A 16,667-nucleotide genomic window follows, 5' to 3' on the forward strand; every position below is an offset into this window, starting at 1 on the left:
GATGTTGAAATGGATTATCCAAAAAACGTTCCCGGTTCAGGCCTGGAGAACGGTAAGTTTGTAGATGAAGATGCCATCGCAGGTACACCCGGTTCACTAATTCCGGCCAGTTGGGGTAACAGCGTTACTCAAGAGATTCTCAACGCCATCAAGGCTGCCGGATTGACTCCCGATGAGGAGCAGACCAATCAACTGGCGCTGGCAATCAAAGAGTTGTCGAAACCGGATCCGCTGCAACAGTTTCCGGTGCAGGTGTATCGCAGGAATCTGCTGATCAATGGCGGGTTCGAAATCTGGCAGCGTGGAGCGGCTAATCAGGCGCCGAATACCGGCGGTTATGTCGCTGATCGTTTTCGCTGCGACTGGAACGGCAACGCGGGCGTCAGTATCACCCGTCAGAGTTTCTCCCTTGGACAAGCGGAAGTGCCTGGCGAGCCCGTTTGTTTCCTTCGCTGGCAGCAAATCACAGCGGGGGTGGGCGCTACCACTCACAGGATTTCTCAGAACATTGAATCGGTCAGAACCCTTGCCGGCAAAACCGCGACCCTGACGTTCTGGGCCCGATCGGATGCGGCGCGGCCATTGAAAGTGGCTGTCGCTCAACAGTTTGGTACCGGAGGTTCAGAAGCGGTTGTGAAGGTGGTGGATGTTTTTCAGCTGAATACGGCGTGGACCCGATACACCGCGACGTTCCAGGTACCTGCCATCGCCGGAAAAATGAAGGGGGTCAACGACTGCCTGACGCTGTCGTTTGATTTACCGTTGAACGTTATGCAAACAGTCGATCTGACCTTGATTCAACTGGAGGAGGGCCCGGTTTCCACTCCCTTTGAGCAGCGATCTGTCGTTGACGAGTTGATGCTTTGTCAGCGTTATTTCGAAAAGTCTTTTGCGAGCGGACTTCCCGTCAAAGCGAATAACGGAACCAACACGTGTATTTCGACGTTCACCCAAGTTCCGGCGGGCAACACTGGCCAATACGGTATGACGATCGGCTTTCTGGTGCAGAAAAGAGTTCAGCCGACCGTCACTACTTATTGCCCGGCTGACACCAGCAATCAGGTCTGGAATCAGACGATGATGAAGGCTTGCACCGGCACCACACTGCAAGGTGTTACGGATCGCAGTATCTCGTTTGCAACAGTCACACCCGTTAACAGTGCGCCAGGCCAGACCTTGCAACTGGAATGGACAGCAGACGCTGAAATATAGGGGTTGAAACTCATGACTTATCAACTGACCGCAAGCGGTGTGTTGCGCATGGAGGATTCCGCGTTTATTCCGCAAGATCCCGACAACCGTGATTGGCTCGCGTATCAGCAATGGCTGTTATCGGGCGGCGAGGTGCTGCCAGTCGGCGAAACAGTCGAGGACGCGGTGCCGGGGAGCACTCTGAAAACTCTGGCAAAAAAATGGCTGGCGGGTATTTCCCGTCAGTCGTGATATCAGTCAAAGGATATCCAGGGAGGATCAAGCATTATGCAAATAACCGAAAACAACTTAACTAACATCATGCCCAACGCCCGCACCCAAGCGGGCGTTTTTGTTTCTGCACTCAACACCGCAATGGCTCGCCGGCGCATCGACACACCCAAACGCATCGCCGCGTTTCTTGCGCAAGTCGGTCACGAATCCGGGCAATTGCAGTACGTACGCGAACTGGGCAACAACCAATACCTGAGCAAATACGACACCGGCACCCTGGCCTTGCGCTTGGGCAACACGCCCGAAGCTGACGGCGACGGGCAAAAATACCGCGGGCGCGGGCTCATCCAGATCACCGGGCGCAGCAACTATCGCCAGTGCAGCCTCGGTCTGTTTGGCGATGAGCGTCTGCTGTCGCTGCCAGAGCTGCTGGAACAACCGCAATGGGCGGCTGAATCCGCCGCTTGGTTCTGGGAGCAGAACGGCCTCAACGAACTGGCTGATCGCGACCAGTTCAACACCATCACCCGGCGAATAAACGGCGGGTTGAACGGCTTGCAGGATCGCCTGGAAATCTGGGCGCGGGCGAGGGCGGTGCTATGCCAATCCCCTGGCGAGTGATTGGCTTACTCTTATTGGCCGTCGGCGCTTTTGTGGCGGCCTGGCAGTTTCAGGACTGGCGCTACGGCCGCCAACTCGCCGAGCAATCGCGTTTAAACACCGAAACGTTGAATCAACAGAATCTCGCCGCCGCCTCGGCGCAACAGGCCGAGCAGGATAAACGCCTGGCGCTCGAGCAACGGCTCGCGACCATTGAACAAACCCACTATCGAGCACTGAGCGATGCCCAACGTGATCAGGATCGCCTGCGCGATCGCCTTGCCACTGCTGATGTGCGCCTGTCAGTCCTCCTCGACGCCGGCGATGTTGCCCAAGGCTGCAAACTGCCAGCCACCGCCAGCCCCGGCGGCGTGGATCATGCAGCCGTACGCGCCCGACTTGACCCGGCGCATGCTCAACGAATTATCGCCATCACCGACACCGGCGACCGCGGACTGATTGCCTTGCAGGCGTGTCAGGCCTATGTCAGAGCGCTCGCGCCCGAACATTTTGAATGACTCTGTGTCTTGAAAGCGCAACCGGCTCGTGTACGGTGGAGGCATTCCACACGATCCGGAGTGCGCCGTGAAAGAGATCACCCAATTGGCTGCTGAACTGGGCCGACGCCTGCAAGTGCTCAATGCCCATGTCACCACTGCGGAGTCGTGTACCGGTGGCGGCATCGCCGAGGCGATCACGCGGATTCCCGGCAGCTCGGCCTGGTTTGAAGCGGGTTACGTGACGTACTCCAACCGGCAGAAAACCCAGCAACTGAATGTGCCGACCGGGTTGTTCGAGACGGTGGGCGCGGTCAGTGCCGAGGTGGTCGAGGCGATGGTGCGTGGCGCGCAGGATAAAAGTCTGGCGCGATTTGCCGTGGCGGTCAGCGGTGTGGCGGGGCCGGACGGTGGTTCACCAAACAAACCGGTCGGCACCGTGTGGCTGGCATGGGGCGTTGGCGAGACGGTGACCAGTGAGGTTCAACACTTCCCCGGTAACCGCGATGAAGTCCGCCGACAAACGGTGAAGGCCGCGCTAGAGGGGCTCCTGCGACTAGCGGCACGAGAAATCGAAAATCAGGGGTAGGCGATCCGCGAACGCTGTGGAATAATACTGGCTACTTATACAGGTGTTGGCCGTCAGGCCTTATTGATTACGTGAGGACATTAATGGACGACAACAAGAAGAAAGCCTTGGCTGCGGCCCTCGGTCAGATCGAACGTCAATTCGGCAAGGGTGCCGTAATGCGTATGGGCGATCAGGACCGTCAGGCGATCCCGGCTATCTCCACTGGCTCTCTGGGTCTCGACATCGCGCTCGGCATTGGCGGTCTGCCAAAAGGCCGTATCGTTGAAATCTACGGTCCTGAATCCTCCGGTAAAACCACACTGACTCTGTCCGTGATCGCCCAGGCGCAAAAAGCCGGCGCGACCTGCGCATTCGTCGACGCCGAACACGCCCTCGACCCTGAGTACGCCGGCAAACTGGGCGTCAACGTCGACGACCTGCTGGTTTCGCAGCCGGACACCGGTGAACAGGCACTGGAAATCACCGACATGCTGGTGCGCTCCAACGCCGTTGACGTGATCATCGTCGACTCCGTGGCAGCCCTGGTACCGAAGGCTGAAATCGAAGGCGAAATGGGTGACATGCACGTGGGCCTGCAAGCCCGTCTGATGTCCCAGGCGCTGCGTAAAATCACCGGTAACATCAAGAACGCCAACTGCCTGGTGATCTTCATCAACCAGATCCGTATGAAGATCGGCGTGATGTTCGGTAGCCCGGAAACCACCACCGGTGGTAACGCGCTGAAGTTCTACGCGTCGGTTCGTCTCGACATCCGCCGTACCGGCGCGGTGAAAGAAGGCGACGAAGTGGTCGGTAGCGAAACCCGCGTCAAGGTTGTGAAGAACAAGGTGGCTTCGCCGTTCCGTCAGGCCGAGTTCCAGATTCTTTACGGCAAGGGCATCTACCTCAACGGCGAGATGATCGACCTGGGCGTGCTGCACGGTTTCGTCGAGAAGTCTGGCGCCTGGTACGCGTACGAAGGCACCAAGATCGGTCAGGGCAAGGCTAACTCGGCCAAGTTCCTGGCGGACAACCCGGAAGTCGCGAAAAAGCTTGAGAAGCAACTGCGTGACAAGCTGCTGACCCCAGCGGTGATCGATTCCAAGGCCTCTGCAGTCAAAGAGACCGAAGACGACCTGGCCGACGCTGATATCTGATAGCAACGATGAGCACCGTCGTACTCGAAACCCTCGTCGCGGTGCGGCGAACCGCCATGGATCTGCTTGCACGTCGCGAGCACGGTCGAGTCGAGCTGACGCGCAAACTGCGTCAGCGCGGCGCTGAGGCGGAGATGATCGAAACAGCCCTCGACCGTTTGACGGAAGAGGGGCTGCTTTCCGAAGCCCGTTACCTTGAAAGCTTTGTTTCCTACCGCGCCCGTTCTGGCTATGGCCCGTTGCGGATTCGTGAAGAACTGAGCCAGCGCGGTTTGCAACGCGCCGATATCGAACTCGCCCTGCGCGAAAGCGGTATCAGTTGGCAGGAGCAACTTCAGGAAACGTGGCGTCGCAAATTCTCCGGGCATTTGCCGATTGATGCGAAAGAACGGGCCAAGCAAGGCCGGTTCCTTGCGTATCGGGGCTTCTCGATGGAGATGATCAACCGCTTGTTCAGCGGTCGAGGGATTGACGATTAAGACGCCTCAATAAAAACGGCCCGCTATGGAAATAGCGGGCCGTTTTTTTTGCCTTTAAATTGCCTTTGACGGCTCACGCGTACGTTGCGCTGCTTGCGGTTTGGACTGCGCCCAGTTTTCCGGCAGATTGATGTAGTCGATTAACTCTCTCAAGCGCCCTTGATTACGCGCATTGAAGGCGAAAGCCAGTCGCGCCAGATGGCTGTATTGCGCGTCATCATGTTCCTCGCCGCTGTAAGCGTGTTGATAGAATTGGTCGCTGAGGCACAGATCGGCAAACGCGACCTGCATATGTTCTAGCGCCTGATCGCTGAGCTTGTGATTCATGCGAATTACAAACTGTCGCTTGAGCCAGCGGCTGGAGTGGAAGTTGCTGTAGAACTGGTTGATCTGCTCCACCGCCTCTTCGACCGTGTACACCAGACGCATCAGTTTCATGTCGGTCGGCAGGATGTAGTGATTTTCCTCCAGTTGCTGGCGAATGAAATCCATCGCGCCCTGCCAGAACGTGCCGCCCGGCACATCCAGCAACACCACCGGCACCAGCGGACTTTTTCCGGTCTGAATCAACGTCAGCACTTCCAGTGCCTCATCCAGCGTACCGAACCCGCCCGGACACAGCACCAGCGCATCGGCCTCTTTGACGAAGAACAGTTTGCGGGTGAAGAAGAAGTGGAACGGCAACAAATTGCCGGTGCCGTCGACGGTCGGGTTCGCATGCTGTTCGAAGGGCAGGGTGATATTGAAGCCGAGGCTGTGATCGAGACCGGCACCTTCGTGCGCAGCGGCCATGATGCCGCCACCGGCACCAGTGATGACCATCATGTCGGAGCGTGCCAATTGCGCGCCGAGTTCTCGGGCCAGCGCATACAGCGGATGTTCGACCGGTGTGCGTGCCGAGCCGAACACAGTGACTTTACGTCGGCCCTTGAATTGCTCCAGCACGCGAAACGCTTGCTCCAGTTCGCGCAGGGCTTGCAGGGTGATCTTGGCGTTCCAGCGGTTGTGGTCTTCCTGAGCCATGCGCAGCACGGTCAGGATCATGTCGCGGTAAATGGGAAGGTTCGGGCTGTTGGGGGAAACACGGCTGAGTTGTGCTTCGACCTGGCTGATGAGGTCGGGGCCGCTTTCCTGAAAATGACGACTCAACAGGTCATTCGGTTGGTAAGGCATTCAACGTCTCCTTCTGCACAGAGCGGGTGGCCCTGACGAGCGGCGTCAGGGCCGCGCTGCAAAAACACACACGATCGGCAGTTCCATTTCTGCCGTTAACAGATGATCGGGAATACTTTGAATTTAGACCCTTGCGTGCAATTGCGCTGACTCGATCATTGCGCCGCAATGTTCTGGCTGGCAACCGCTTGTTGATATTCAGGGATCGGCACACCGCTCGTCTGAACGTGCAACGCGCGCTAAACCCTCTGATTAACTAACTTACAGGCGCCGTACGACAGCGTTGCGGCAATAACCGTACGCAAGGTGCACGTTTTTGAAGGATTTGCGGGTAGCCAGGAGGCGGGACATGACCAGAGTGGTTCTGGAGATCGATGCACAGTTGTATCGAATGTTGAAAGCATCTGCCGAGACCCATCAGGTCAGTCTCGAAGAGGAATGCTGCCGGCGTTTGGCGGGTGGCGAGCATCCGTCGCAGTATCTTCAGGCCTTGCTGGCCGAATTGCGCGCCGAGGATGAACAGCGGCGCGCCAATTCGCGATGATTACTTCTTCTTCGCCGGGGCAGTTTTCGGGCAATCCGAATCCTGATAGCTGGCGGAGCCGATCGCTTTGTTGGTTTTCACTTCGGTGAAGTCGTAGCGCATGACCGCGCCTTTGGCCATCAGCTTGCGAAAGGCCGGGTTGTTGCACACCGAAGCGCCCAGTTGAAAGTACACAGCCTTGGGATCAGCACGCATTTTCTGCGCATGACTGGCCTGCACGCTCAGGTGGTTGATCAGCGTGGTGCCTTCAACGGTGAAACCCTGATCAAGAATGTCTTCACTGATGGCGCGTGGCGTGCCGACGCTGCTCTGGGCGGCGACGTTGCGCAGCTCGCGGTTCAGATTCTGCTCACTCAAGGATGCAGCCTGAGCGGTGAAGGACGACGCCAGCAGAATGGCAGCGGTGGGAACGATAAGGCGCAGCATGAAACTCTCCTGATTCGGTGACTGGTGGTTCGACCAGCCTCGGGGCTGTGCGTTCAGTGGCGCCGAATTATAGGGGAGCCGGTCGGGAGGGTACAGGCTTGTCCCCGTTGCTCTGGTAAACTGCCGGCCTTTATTGCCCTGCCGAGTGCTGTTCGTGTCGAGTTTCCCTGTCTGCCGGCGTTGCCCGCGATGAACCATCCCCCCAATGCCGTCGCCCGTTTGCGCGACCAGCGCGAAGATGAAGGCATCAAGCCGATTCAGGCCCGCGGCTTTCGCTCCGAGCGTTGCCGCGATTGCCGGGTGATCATCAGCCATTGCCTGTGTGCGTGGCGACCAAGCGTCGACACGCGTTCAGGCGTGTGCCTGATCATGACCGGCAAGGAAGTGTTCAAACCGAGCAACACCGGTTGGCTGATTGCGGATGTCGTGCGCGATAACCATGCGTTCATCTGGTCGCGCACCGAGCCCGATCCGCAGATGCTGGCACTGCTCAACGACCCGCAATGGCAGCCGTATCTGGTGTTCCCAGGCGAATACGTCGAGCCGTCGCGGGTGACCAACACCGTCGCGCCCGATAGCAGCAAGCGCCCGCTGTTTATTCTGCTGGATGCGACGTGGACGGAAGCGCGGAAAATTTTCCGCAAGAGCCCGTATTTCGATCGCTTGCCGATCCTGAGCCTGCTGCCCGACAAACTCTCGCGCTATCGCCTGCGCCGTTCCACCCGCAGCGAGCATCTGTGCACCGCCGAAGTCGCGGCGCTGTGCCTGGAGCTGGCCGGCGACGCGGATGCCGCCTCGGCGCTGGACGCGTATTTCGATGTGTTCAGCCAGCATTACCTCGGCGCCAAGCAACAGCTCGACATGAATGAATCCACCCCCGCGCACGCCGAGTTGTTGCCCTATATACGAAAGCCGCAGCCGGAGTTGGCGCAATAGTGGCCCATACTGTAGCTACCGGCGGCCTTGCTGCTTGACCACCCAGTCTTCGCTGGGCATGCTTGGCGCCGATTAGGGTGCGGCCAAGGTTTGAAACGCCGTCTTTGCTGGTTATTGGCGTTGAACGTGCCCCTGTGGATACCGCTTGCAAGCGGCATCTTGAGTTGCTTTGGCCAGACCTGACTGCATCGGGTCTGCCATCAAAAACAGGATCATTTGAAAAATGGCCACATACGACATCCTGATTGCCGATGATCACCCCCTGTTTCGTAGCGCCCTGCATCAAGCGGTGACGCTGGGTCTTGGCCCCGATGTGCGACTGGTGGAGGTGGCGAGCATCGCCGAACTGGAAGCGCGCCTGACCGAAAAATCTGACTGGGATCTGGTGCTGCTGGATCTGAACATGCCCGGCGCTTTCGGCTTTTCCGGGTTGGTCATGCTGCGCGGGCAATATCCGCAGATTCCGGTGGTGATGGTGTCGGCTCAGGAAGAAGCCTCGGTGGTGGTCAAATCGCGTGAATTCGGCGCCAGTGGCTTTATTCCCAAATCCAGCGACCTCAGCGTGATTCAGCAAGCCGTGCGCAAAGTGCTTGATGGCGATGTGTTCTGGCCGCCGCAAGCGTTCGAAGCAGTTGCCGTGTCCGACGAAGCCAAAGCCGCCAGCGATGGCCTCGCGAGCCTGACGCCGCAGCAGTTCCGCGTGCTGACCATGGTCTGCGAAGGCCTGTTGAACAAGCAGATTGCTTACGAATTGAGTGTGTCGGAAGCGACCATCAAGGCCCACGTCACGGCGATCTTCCGCAAGCTGAATGTGCGCACCCGCACGCAGGCTGCGTTGCTTCTGCAACAACTTGAGTCAATTCCGAGTCAATAAAGCCTGGCGCCTTCACGCTTTTTTGACTTTTGTTGATCTAGCTTTCTCACTCCTTTTTGGTTGGTCTCAACGTTATGTCACCTTTCAAGGGCCAGACCGGCCTGAAACGCATCCTTAATGCCTCCGGTTATTCACTGGACGGTCTGCGCGCAGCTTTCACCGGTGAAGCGGCGTTCCGCCAACTGGTGTTGCTCAACGTGATCCTGATTCCGGTGACGTTCTTTCTGAATGTCAGCCGTGTTGAACAGGCGCTGTTGATCGCGGTGTGCCTGCTGGCGCTGATCGTCGAGCTGCTGAATTCGGCGGTCGAAGCGGCCATCGACCGCATCTCGCTGGAACTGCACCCACTGTCGAAGAACGCCAAGGACATGGGCAGCGCCGCGCAATTCGTCGCGCTGAGCATGATCGGTCTGGTGTGGGCGGTGATTCTGATTTAAGCGATCGTTGGCAAGACGATCTCGTCGCTGCGCTGAACCCCGGCGGTGAAAGCGCGGCACAGTTCGAGAAACTCGCGCATCGCCGAGGTCTGGTATTTCTGTTTGTGCCAGATGAAGTAGAACTGCCGCGCCAGATCCAGATCCGGCGTTTCCACCGGCACCAGACTGCCGCGTCGGAACGCATCACGCAGCGCCAGTCGCGAGATGCAGCCAATCCCCAGCCCCGATTCCACCGCGCGTTTGATCGCTTCGGTGTGTTCCAGCTCCAGACGGATATTCAGCGCGCTGCGATGATGACGCATGGCCTGATCGAAGGTCAGCCGCGTGCCGGAGCCCTGTTCGCGCAGAATCCACGCCTCGTGCGTCAGCTCTTCCATGGTTGCGGTGCCGCGTTTGGCCAAGGGATGCTGCGGCGCGCAAAACACCACCAGCTCATCCTCAACCCAACTCTGCACTTCGATGTCCGGGTGGCTGCAATCGCCTTCGATTAGACCCAGATCAATTTCGTAGTGGGCAACTTGTTGCACGATATTGGCAGTGTTCTGCACGTGCAGCTTCACCTGACTTTCCGGGTGGCGCTGCATGAAACTGCCGATCAACAGGGTCGCCAGGTAATTGCCGATGGTCAGCGTGGCGCCCACCGACAGCGAGCCGAAACCGGATTTGCCGTTGAGCAGGTCTTCGATTTCCTTGGCCTGATCGAGCAGGGCCACCGCCTGCGGCAACAGCTGTTTGCCGAGGGCGTTGAGGCTCAGGCGTTTGCCGGCGCGGTCGAACAGCTGGCAGCTGGATTGGCGCTCAAGCTCGGTGATCGAAGTGCTGGCGGCCGATTGCGAGAGGTTGAGCAGACCCGCAGCACGGGATACGCTTTCCTGCTGGGCGACGGCGACGAAGACTTGCAGTTGACGGAGAGTAAATCGCATATCGATATAACCGATAACCCTTATCTTAATAATCCAGTTAACAGATATTGTCGTCGCTATTAGAATGCGATGCAATTGCGCACCGTCGCCTTCAAAAGCCAGCGCAGACCCAATCTCCAGGAGTCAAACGTACATGAGCAACATGAACCACGAGCGTGTCCTCAGTGTTCATCACTGGAACGACACTCTGTTCAGCTTCAAGTGCACCCGCGATCCGGGCCTGCGCTTCGAGAACGGTCAGTTCGTGATGATCGGCCTGCAACAGCCTAACGGCCGCCCGCTTATGCGCGCTTACTCGATCGCCAGCCCGAACTGGGAAGAGCATCTGGAGTTCTTCAGCATCAAGGTGCAGGACGGCCCGCTGACCTCGCAGCTGCAGCATTTGAAGGAAGGCGACGAGATCATCATCTCGAAAAAGCCTACCGGCACCCTGGTTCTCGATGACCTGAACCCGGGCAAGCACCTGTACCTGCTGAGCACCGGCACTGGTCTGGCGCCGTTCATGAGCGTGATTCAGGATCCGGAAACCTACGAGCGCTTTGAAAAAGTGATCCTGGTTCACGGCGTACGCTACGTCAACGAAGTCGCCTACCGCGAATTCATCACCGAGCACCTGCCGCAGAACGAGTTCTTCGGCGAAGCGCTGCGTGACAAGCTGATCTACTACCCGACCGTGACCCGCGAGCCGTTCGAGAATCAGGGCCGTCTGACCGACCTGATGCGCAGCGGCAAGCTGTTCAGCGACATCGGCCTGCCACCGATCAACCCGCAGGACGACCGTGCAATGATCTGCGGCAGCCCGAGCATGCTCGACGAGACCAGTGAAGTGCTCGACAGCTTCGGCCTGAAGATCTCGGCGCGGATGCGCGAGCCGGGTGATTACCTGATCGAGCGTGCGTTCGTCGAGAAGTAAGCTGTTCAGGTGACGCAGAGCGTCAACGGATGCATTCCCACGCAGAGCGTGGGAACGATCAGCCCCCATTGCCTGCAAAGGCAATGGGGGCTTTTTTATGCCCGAACATTCCCCTGTAGGAGCTGCCGAAGGCTGCGATCTTTTGATCTTGTTTTTAATGGATCAAGATCAAAAGATCGCAGCCTTCGGCAGCTCCTACATTAACCAGAGGTATCAAGCCTCGGCAGGAATAACTTCGAGCACGCGAATCTGCTCAGGCGTCGGGTAATGCCAGCGTACGTCCAGATCCCAGAACTGCGCGCCGTATTCACGCTCTGGCACCGGGGTCTGATATGCCGGACGCGGATCCTGGGCCAGACACTGTTCAATCAACGCAACCAACGGCTCATCAAGGCGCTGAGCGTGTGTGTGCGCTTGTTTCAGTGCTGAGTCCGTCCACTGCACGTCAATCAGCTGCGGTGCTGCACTGGCGATGCTGTTGGAGGCTTCGGGGATGATATCGGCATAGGGCACGTAGGGTTTGACGTCGAGAACCGGCGTGCCGTCGAGCAAATCGATGCCTGAGATGAACAGGCGATTGGCTTCGACCTTGTCCAGTTTCACCACAGACTGACCGATGCCGTTGGGGCGGTGAGTCGCGCGGGTGGCGAACACGCCCATGGACTTGTTGCCACCCAGGCGGGGTGGGCGGACTTTCAGGCGTGGTTTTTCTTCGAGTGCTTGGTGGAACAGGAACAGCAACCAGACGTGACTGACCTGTTCCAGGCCTTGCACGGCGTCACCCTGATCGAACGGCGCCACCAGTTCCAGCACGCCACGGGCGGCGGGAGCCAGTTGCGGCTGGCGCGGGATGGCGAATTTCTCCTTGAAGCAGGAGCGCACGAAGCCGATGGGGGAGACGCTGTAAGTCATGGTTTGCATTCGAAGCGGGGCAGGGTGGGAATGATGCACTAAAGATCAAAAGATCGCAGCCTTCGGCAGCTCCTACAAGGGCGCGTCGATCCCATGTAGGAGCTGCCGAAGGCTGCGATCTTTTAAAGGCTAAACCCACCATCCAACGGAATAATATTCCCGGTCATATAGGCCCCGGCGGTACTCGCCAGACTGATCGCCAACGCCGCCATCTCTTCCTCACGCCCCCAACGCTTCATCGGGATCACCGCTGTGTCCTCCGCCAGCGCCTTTTCATCATTGCCAATATGCTGAGTCATCTTGCTCGGAAACCTTCCCGGTGCGATCACGTTGACATTGATGTGCTGGCTCACCAGCTCCCGCGCCAGAATTCGCGACAATTGGTGCAGGGCAGCCTTACTCGGCCCGTAGGCATACGCCTGTTCACCAAAAGAAGAAATCCCCGCCACCGAACCAATATTGATAATCCGCGCCGGATTCGCCGCTGAGCCTGCCTTGCGCAACAACGGCAGAAACTGCTGGATGCAGGTGAACACCGACGTCACGTTGAGCTGCATGACCTTCTCCCAGCCCTTGACCGGGTAACTCTCCAGCGGCGCGCCCCACGTGGTGCCGGCGTTGTTCACCAGAATATCCAGATGGGTGATTTGCTCGCCCAGACGCGCGGCCAGTTCCTGCACGCCTTCCTCAGTCGCCAGATTCGCTGCCATGCCGTAGCAAGTACCCAAAGCGCTGAGTTCTCCCGCGGTTTGATGACAGGCTTCGGCGTCGCGCGAGCAGACATAGACACGCGCGCCAGCCTCGACGAAGGCTTTGGCGATCATTTTGCCGATACCACGGGTGCCGCCGGTCACCAGAGCGGTGCGGCCTTGCAGGGAGAAATACGGGTGCATGGCGAGTCCTGAGTGCTAGGGATCAATACACCCTAGTCGTCAGCCGCGAGAAGCGGAGCCACTATTTTCGAAAGGAATGGGGGGCCATGCGGCCAGCTTCGAGTGGCAAGCTGCAAGCTACAAGTTAACGCGGTGTGGCAACTTGCAGCTTGTAGCTTGTAGCTGCTGTTTACGCTCTCACGCGCAGCGTGAGCCCTTTGAGGAAGTTGCGCAGCAACTGGTCGCCGCACGGGCGGTAGTTGGTGTGGCCGACCTTGCGGAACAGTGCGCTCAGCTCAGGCTTGGACACCGGAAACTCGGCAGCCTTGAGGATCGCGTGCATGTCGTCTTCTTTCAATTCGAAGGCTACGCGCAGTTTTTTCAGGATGATGTTGTTGGTCACCGGCACTTCGATCGGCTGCGGCGGACGGCTTTCATCCTTGCCACGCTTGAAGATCACCAGACCGTCGAGGAAGTGCGCGATGACTTCGTCCGGGCAGCGTACGAAACCTTCTTCGTCTTCTTCTTTCTTGTCGAGCCAGGTCAGCACGTCAGCGAGCTCTACATCCATGCCGCCGAGCTTGATGATTTCGACAACTTTCTTGTCACTGATGTCGAGCATGTAGCGCACGCTGCGCAATACGTCGTTATGAATCATGTGAGTAATCCTGATAAGCGTTGTGGGCAGCACGCGGGCGCGCTGCCGGAATGTGTGGCGGCAGTGGAAGTCTTAGAACTTCTCTTTGCCGGACAGGTAGCGCCATTGGCCGACCGGGACTTTGCCGATCGAGACGCCGCCGATGCGGATGCGGCGGATGCCGATGACCTTCAGGCCCACCGCTTCGCAGAACTGGGCGATGATCCCCGGCTGCGGGTTTTTCATGGCGAAGCGCAGGCGGTTTTCGTTCTGCCAGCTGGCCTTGACCGGCGGCAGCTCTTTGCCCTTGTGCGTCAGGCCGTGCTGCAAACGGTTGAGGCCGTGGGCGACCATGTCACCTTCGACTTCGACCACGTATTCCTGCTCGATCTTCGCGGCGTCGGCGGTGAGCTTGCGCAGGATTTTCCAGTCCTGGGTGAACACCAGCAGCCCGCTAGCCTTGGCTTGCAGGTCGGCGCTGGCGGTCAGGCGCAGGAAGTGCCCGCGCAACGGGCGTTTGCCATAGCGGTGTTCTTCGCTGAGGGTGTCGATGCTCAGCGATTGCATGGCGCTTTCGACGTCCATGCCGGCCGGCGCGTTGAGCAGGATAGTCACCGGCTCCGGCGCGGTGGCCTGGGCGTCCTTGTCGAGCTCGACCTTCTGGTCGCCGACCTTGAACTGCGGTTCGTCGATGACTTCGCCGTCCACGGTGACCCAGCCGCCCTCGATGAACAGCTCGGCCTCCCGGCGGGAGCAACCGACCAGTTCGATGAGGCGTTTGGAGAGGCGAATCGGGTCAGTCATGACAGGGCCGTAACAAAAAAGGGGTGGGCATTGTACCTGTGTGGCGCCGGTTAAGCCCGGTTCCATTTGTAGGAGCTGCCGAAGGCTGCGATCTTTTGATCTTTAAAAAGCAAAGATCGCAGCCTTCGGCAGCTCCTACAGGGGTACGGTTGTGGGTCAGGCGTGGCTGGAGCGTTGCTGATTTTGCCGCAAACGCATATGCAGCAAGGGATACGGCTGGCCCATGCCATCCACCTCCGAGCGGCCGATCACCTCAAAACCCTGCTTGAAGTAAAACCCCAGTGCCTGCGGGTTCTGTTCGTTGACGTCCAGCTCATCGGCGTTCAAATGCTGCATCGCGTAGTTGAGCAGCTTCTTGCCCAAACCTTGGCCGCGAAAATCGGGATCAATGAACAGCATCTCAATCTTGCCCGCCGCGACACCGGCAAACCCGGTGATGCGCTGGTCGGCGTCCTTGGTGCAGATGAGCATCACCGCATCCAGATAGCGGGTCAGCACCAAATTACGCAGTAGCTCGATATAGCTGTCCGGCAGAAAATCATGGGTGGCGCGAACCGAGGCCTCCCAGACCCGGGTCAGTTCCTGATAATCGCTGAGTTTCGGCGTGTGGATAACCGAGTGGTGACGCATGCCTGTTGGCCTCTTGTTCGTTCAAGGGAGTCCGTCCCCCGATAAACGATAGCCGTAAAAAAGCCCCGCATCTTGGAAAAAGAGCGGGGCTTTTGAATTCAGCGCTATCCCGAATCCCTGTAGGAGCTGACGAGTGAAACGAGGCTGCGATCTTTTGATCTTGTTTATCGAGATCAAGATCAAAAGATCGCAGCCTTCGGCAGCTCCTACAGGGTATGCGGTGTTAGATCTGTTCGGCCCACAGATCGTATTCGTCAGCGTCGGTGACTTTGCACCAGACCTTGTCGCCCGGCTTCAGGTTGCTGCCGTTATCAATAAACACGTTGCCATCGATTTCCGGGGCATCGAAGAAGCAGCGGCCAACTGCGCCTTGCTCGTCGACTTCGTCCACCAGCACTTCAATCTCACGGCCGATGCGCATTTGCAGACGTGCCGAGCTGATCGCTTGCTGGTGGGCCATAAAGCGATCCCAACGATCCTGCTTGACCTCGTCCGGAACGATCTCCAGATCCAGATCGTTGGCCGGAGCGCCTTCTACCGGCGAGTACTGGAAGCAGCCGACGCGGTCGAGCTGCGCTTCGGTCAACCAGTTCAGCAGGTACTGGAAGTCTTCTTCGGTTTCGCCCGGGAAGCCGACGATGAAGGTCGAACGGATGATCAGATCCGGGCAGATTTCGCGCCAGTTCTTGATCCGCGCCAGGGTCTTGTCTTCGAACGCCGGGCGTTTCATCGACTTCAACACTTTCGGGCTGGCGTGCTGGAACGGGATGTCCAGGTACGGCAGGATCTTGCCGGCGGCCATCAGCGGGATCAGCTCGTCAACGTGCGGGTACGGGTAAACGTAGTGCAGACGTACCCAGACACCCAAAGTGCTCAGCGCTTCACAGAGTTCGGTCATGCGGGTTTTCACCGGCGCGCCGTTCCAGAATCCGGTGCGGTATTTCACGTCAACGCCGTAAGCGCTGGTGTCTTGCGAAATAACCAGCAACTCTTTAACGCCGGATTTGACCAGACGTTGAGCTTCGTCGAGCACATCGCCGACCGGACGGCTGACCAGTTTGCCGCGCATCGACGGGATGATGCAGAACGAGCAGCTGTGGTTGCAGCCTTCGGAAATCTTCAGGTAAGCATAGTGACGCGGGGTCAACTTGATGCCTTGCGGCGGCACCAGGTCGATCAGCGGGTTGTGGTCTTTACGCGGCGGCACGACTTCGTGCACGGCGTTGACCACTTGCTCGTACTGCTGCGGGCCGGTCACGGCCAGCACGCTCGGGTGCACGTTGCGGATGTTGCCTTCTTCCACGCCCATGCAGCCGGTGACGATCACCTTGCCGTTTTCCTTGATCGCTTCGCCGATCACTTCCAGCGACTCAGCCTTGGCCGAATCGATGAAACCGCAGGTGTTGACGACTACAACGTCGGCGTCCTGATAGGTGGACACCACGTCATAACCTTCCATGCGCAGCTGGGTCAGGATGCGCTCGGAGTCGACCAGTGCTTTCGGGCAACCCAGAGATACAAAGCCAACCTTTGGATTGGCCGGCGCAGGAGTGGTGGACATGTCTAACCTCGGTATTTTGTGACGCCGCTTGCGCAGTGCGGAAGCCGACGGATGGGCGCTTAGGGTGCGCCTCTGATCAAAAAGTGCGCAATTCTAGCGGCGAGAAGCGCACTTGACCAGCTTTATGCCGGGAAATACGACGAGTGCTGCGCTATGCTTCGCGCCGTTGGGCTTTACCAATTTTTTACAGTCAACAAATCGTCTGTAACAACAGGTAAATCAGCGCATCATGCTGCACGACAAAGCATAGTGCTTCATTGAAAAGAAGCCGGTTCCGGTAAGTCAGGAGTGTTGGA

At 58.3% G+C, this 16,667-nt stretch carries 21 protein-coding genes; 12 read left to right on the forward strand and 9 right to left on the reverse strand.

Features of this window, described 5'->3' with window-relative positions; translation table 11 throughout:
- Nucleotides 1–9 precede the first annotated feature (9 nt).
- From ACIP66_RS16110 to recX, 7 genes are all read left to right on the forward strand, one after another.
- Nucleotides 10–1,212, forward strand: a complete 1,203-nt coding sequence (locus tag ACIP66_RS16110; protein ID WP_400649124.1) for a carbohydrate-binding protein CenC — start codon at nt 10–12, stop codon at nt 1,210–1,212.
- A gap of 12 nt (nt 1,213–1,224) precedes the next feature.
- Nucleotides 1,225–1,443: a hypothetical protein gene (locus tag ACIP66_RS16115; protein WP_400649125.1), complete on the forward strand. Its 219-nt coding sequence runs from the start codon at nt 1,225–1,227 to the stop codon at nt 1,441–1,443.
- Between the two features lie 36 nt (nt 1,444–1,479).
- Entirely contained in the window at nt 1,480–2,046 is a 567-nt protein-coding gene (locus tag ACIP66_RS16120; protein WP_400649127.1) for a glycoside hydrolase family 19 protein, read from the forward strand.
- Nucleotides 2,025–2,543, forward strand: a complete 519-nt coding sequence (locus ACIP66_RS16125) for a lysis system i-spanin subunit Rz (RefSeq protein WP_400649129.1) — start codon at nt 2,025–2,027, stop codon at nt 2,541–2,543. The genes ACIP66_RS16120 and ACIP66_RS16125 overlap by 22 nt, the downstream gene beginning before the upstream one ends.
- A 67-nt stretch (nt 2,544–2,610) precedes the next feature.
- Complete coding sequence (locus ACIP66_RS16130) at nt 2,611–3,111, forward strand: CinA family protein (RefSeq protein ID WP_053117718.1); 501 nt, start codon at nt 2,611–2,613, stop codon at nt 3,109–3,111.
- 83 nt (nt 3,112–3,194) lie between these two features.
- Nucleotides 3,195–4,250: a recombinase RecA gene (gene recA / locus ACIP66_RS16135; protein ID WP_053117721.1), complete on the forward strand. Its 1,056-nt coding sequence runs from the start codon at nt 3,195–3,197 to the stop codon at nt 4,248–4,250.
- An 8-nt stretch (nt 4,251–4,258) separates the two neighbouring features.
- The gene (gene recX / locus ACIP66_RS16140) at nt 4,259–4,729 is read left to right on the forward strand and encodes a recombination regulator RecX (RefSeq protein WP_282357805.1); all 471 of its coding nucleotides are present in this window, start codon (nt 4,259–4,261) and stop codon (nt 4,727–4,729) included.
- 54 nt (nt 4,730–4,783) lie between these two features.
- Here the strand turns inward: recX and ACIP66_RS16145 are convergent, their stop codons facing one another.
- Nucleotides 4,784–5,902, reverse strand: coding sequence for a TIGR00730 family Rossman fold protein (locus ACIP66_RS16145; protein ID WP_400649132.1), 1,119 nt, complete (start codon nt 5,900–5,902; stop codon nt 4,784–4,786).
- Nucleotides 5,903–6,251: 349 nt separating this feature from the next.
- Between ACIP66_RS16145 and ACIP66_RS16150 the strand changes: the two genes are divergently transcribed.
- A complete protein-coding gene (locus ACIP66_RS16150) occupies nt 6,252–6,446 on the forward strand; it encodes a hypothetical protein (protein ID WP_053117727.1) in 195 nt (64 codons plus the stop codon).
- Here the strand turns inward: ACIP66_RS16150 and ACIP66_RS16155 are convergent, their stop codons facing one another.
- Complete coding sequence (locus ACIP66_RS16155; RefSeq protein ID WP_053117728.1) at nt 6,447–6,872, reverse strand: PA3611 family quorum-sensing-regulated virulence factor; 426 nt, start codon at nt 6,870–6,872, stop codon at nt 6,447–6,449. It abuts the gene before it with no gap.
- A 189-nt stretch (nt 6,873–7,061) separates the two neighbouring features.
- Between ACIP66_RS16155 and ACIP66_RS16160 the strand changes: the two genes are divergently transcribed.
- The 3 genes from ACIP66_RS16160 (at nt 7,062) to ACIP66_RS16170 (ending at nt 9,119) form a co-directional block, all read left to right on the forward strand.
- Entirely contained in the window at nt 7,062–7,808 is a 747-nt protein-coding gene (locus tag ACIP66_RS16160) for a tRNA-uridine aminocarboxypropyltransferase (RefSeq protein ID WP_400649134.1), read from the forward strand.
- A gap of 223 nt (nt 7,809–8,031) precedes the next feature.
- Nucleotides 8,032–8,682, forward strand: a complete 651-nt coding sequence (erdR, locus tag ACIP66_RS16165) for a response regulator transcription factor ErdR (protein ID WP_053117733.1) — start codon at nt 8,032–8,034, stop codon at nt 8,680–8,682.
- 74 nt (nt 8,683–8,756) lie between these two features.
- Nucleotides 8,757–9,119: a diacylglycerol kinase gene (locus ACIP66_RS16170; protein WP_400649136.1), complete on the forward strand. Its 363-nt coding sequence runs from the start codon at nt 8,757–8,759 to the stop codon at nt 9,117–9,119.
- Here the strand turns inward: ACIP66_RS16170 and ACIP66_RS16175 are convergent.
- Nucleotides 9,116–10,042 (reverse strand): LysR family transcriptional regulator, encoded by a 927-nt coding sequence (locus tag ACIP66_RS16175; protein WP_053117737.1) that lies wholly within the window; start codon nt 10,040–10,042, stop codon nt 9,116–9,118. The two genes, ACIP66_RS16170 and ACIP66_RS16175, sit on opposite strands and share 4 nt — an antisense overlap.
- Nucleotides 10,043–10,175: 133 nt before the next feature.
- Here ACIP66_RS16175 and fpr point away from each other — a divergent pair, with 133 nt between their 5' ends.
- A complete protein-coding gene (gene fpr, locus ACIP66_RS16180; protein WP_007908723.1) occupies nt 10,176–10,955 on the forward strand; it encodes a ferredoxin-NADP reductase in 780 nt (259 codons plus the stop codon).
- Nucleotides 10,956–11,168: 213 nt separating this feature from the next.
- Here fpr and tsaA read toward each other — a convergent pair whose 3' ends face one another.
- The 6 genes from tsaA to rimO form a co-directional block, all read right to left on the reverse strand.
- Complete coding sequence (gene tsaA, locus ACIP66_RS16185; RefSeq protein WP_178124181.1) at nt 11,169–11,867, reverse strand: tRNA (N6-threonylcarbamoyladenosine(37)-N6)-methyltransferase TrmO; 699 nt, start codon at nt 11,865–11,867, stop codon at nt 11,169–11,171.
- 122 nt (nt 11,868–11,989) lie between these two features.
- Nucleotides 11,990–12,760 carry an SDR family oxidoreductase gene (locus ACIP66_RS16190; RefSeq protein ID WP_400649139.1) on the reverse strand — a complete coding sequence of 257 codons (771 nt, stop codon included), beginning with the start codon at nt 12,758–12,760 and terminating at the stop codon, nt 11,990–11,992.
- 169 nt (nt 12,761–12,929) lie between these two features.
- Nucleotides 12,930–13,397, reverse strand: a complete 468-nt coding sequence (locus tag ACIP66_RS16195) for a DUF1456 family protein (RefSeq protein ID WP_158830785.1) — start codon at nt 13,395–13,397, stop codon at nt 12,930–12,932.
- A gap of 72 nt (nt 13,398–13,469) precedes the next feature.
- Entirely contained in the window at nt 13,470–14,180 is a 711-nt protein-coding gene (locus tag ACIP66_RS16200) for an rRNA pseudouridine synthase (protein ID WP_159813160.1), read from the reverse strand.
- Between the two features lie 156 nt (nt 14,181–14,336).
- Nucleotides 14,337–14,810: a GNAT family N-acetyltransferase gene (locus ACIP66_RS16205; RefSeq protein ID WP_212549566.1), complete on the reverse strand. Its 474-nt coding sequence runs from the start codon at nt 14,808–14,810 to the stop codon at nt 14,337–14,339.
- Nucleotides 14,811–15,033: 223 nt separating this feature from the next.
- Entirely contained in the window at nt 15,034–16,371 is a 1,338-nt protein-coding gene (rimO, locus tag ACIP66_RS16210) for a 30S ribosomal protein S12 methylthiotransferase RimO (RefSeq protein WP_008088939.1), read from the reverse strand.
- Nucleotides 16,372–16,667 lie beyond the last annotated feature (296 nt).

The organism is Pseudomonas sp. NPDC088429, from assembly GCF_044753305.1.
In the GTDB taxonomy this organism is placed as follows: domain Bacteria; phylum Pseudomonadota; class Gammaproteobacteria; order Pseudomonadales; family Pseudomonadaceae; genus Aquipseudomonas; species Aquipseudomonas rustica.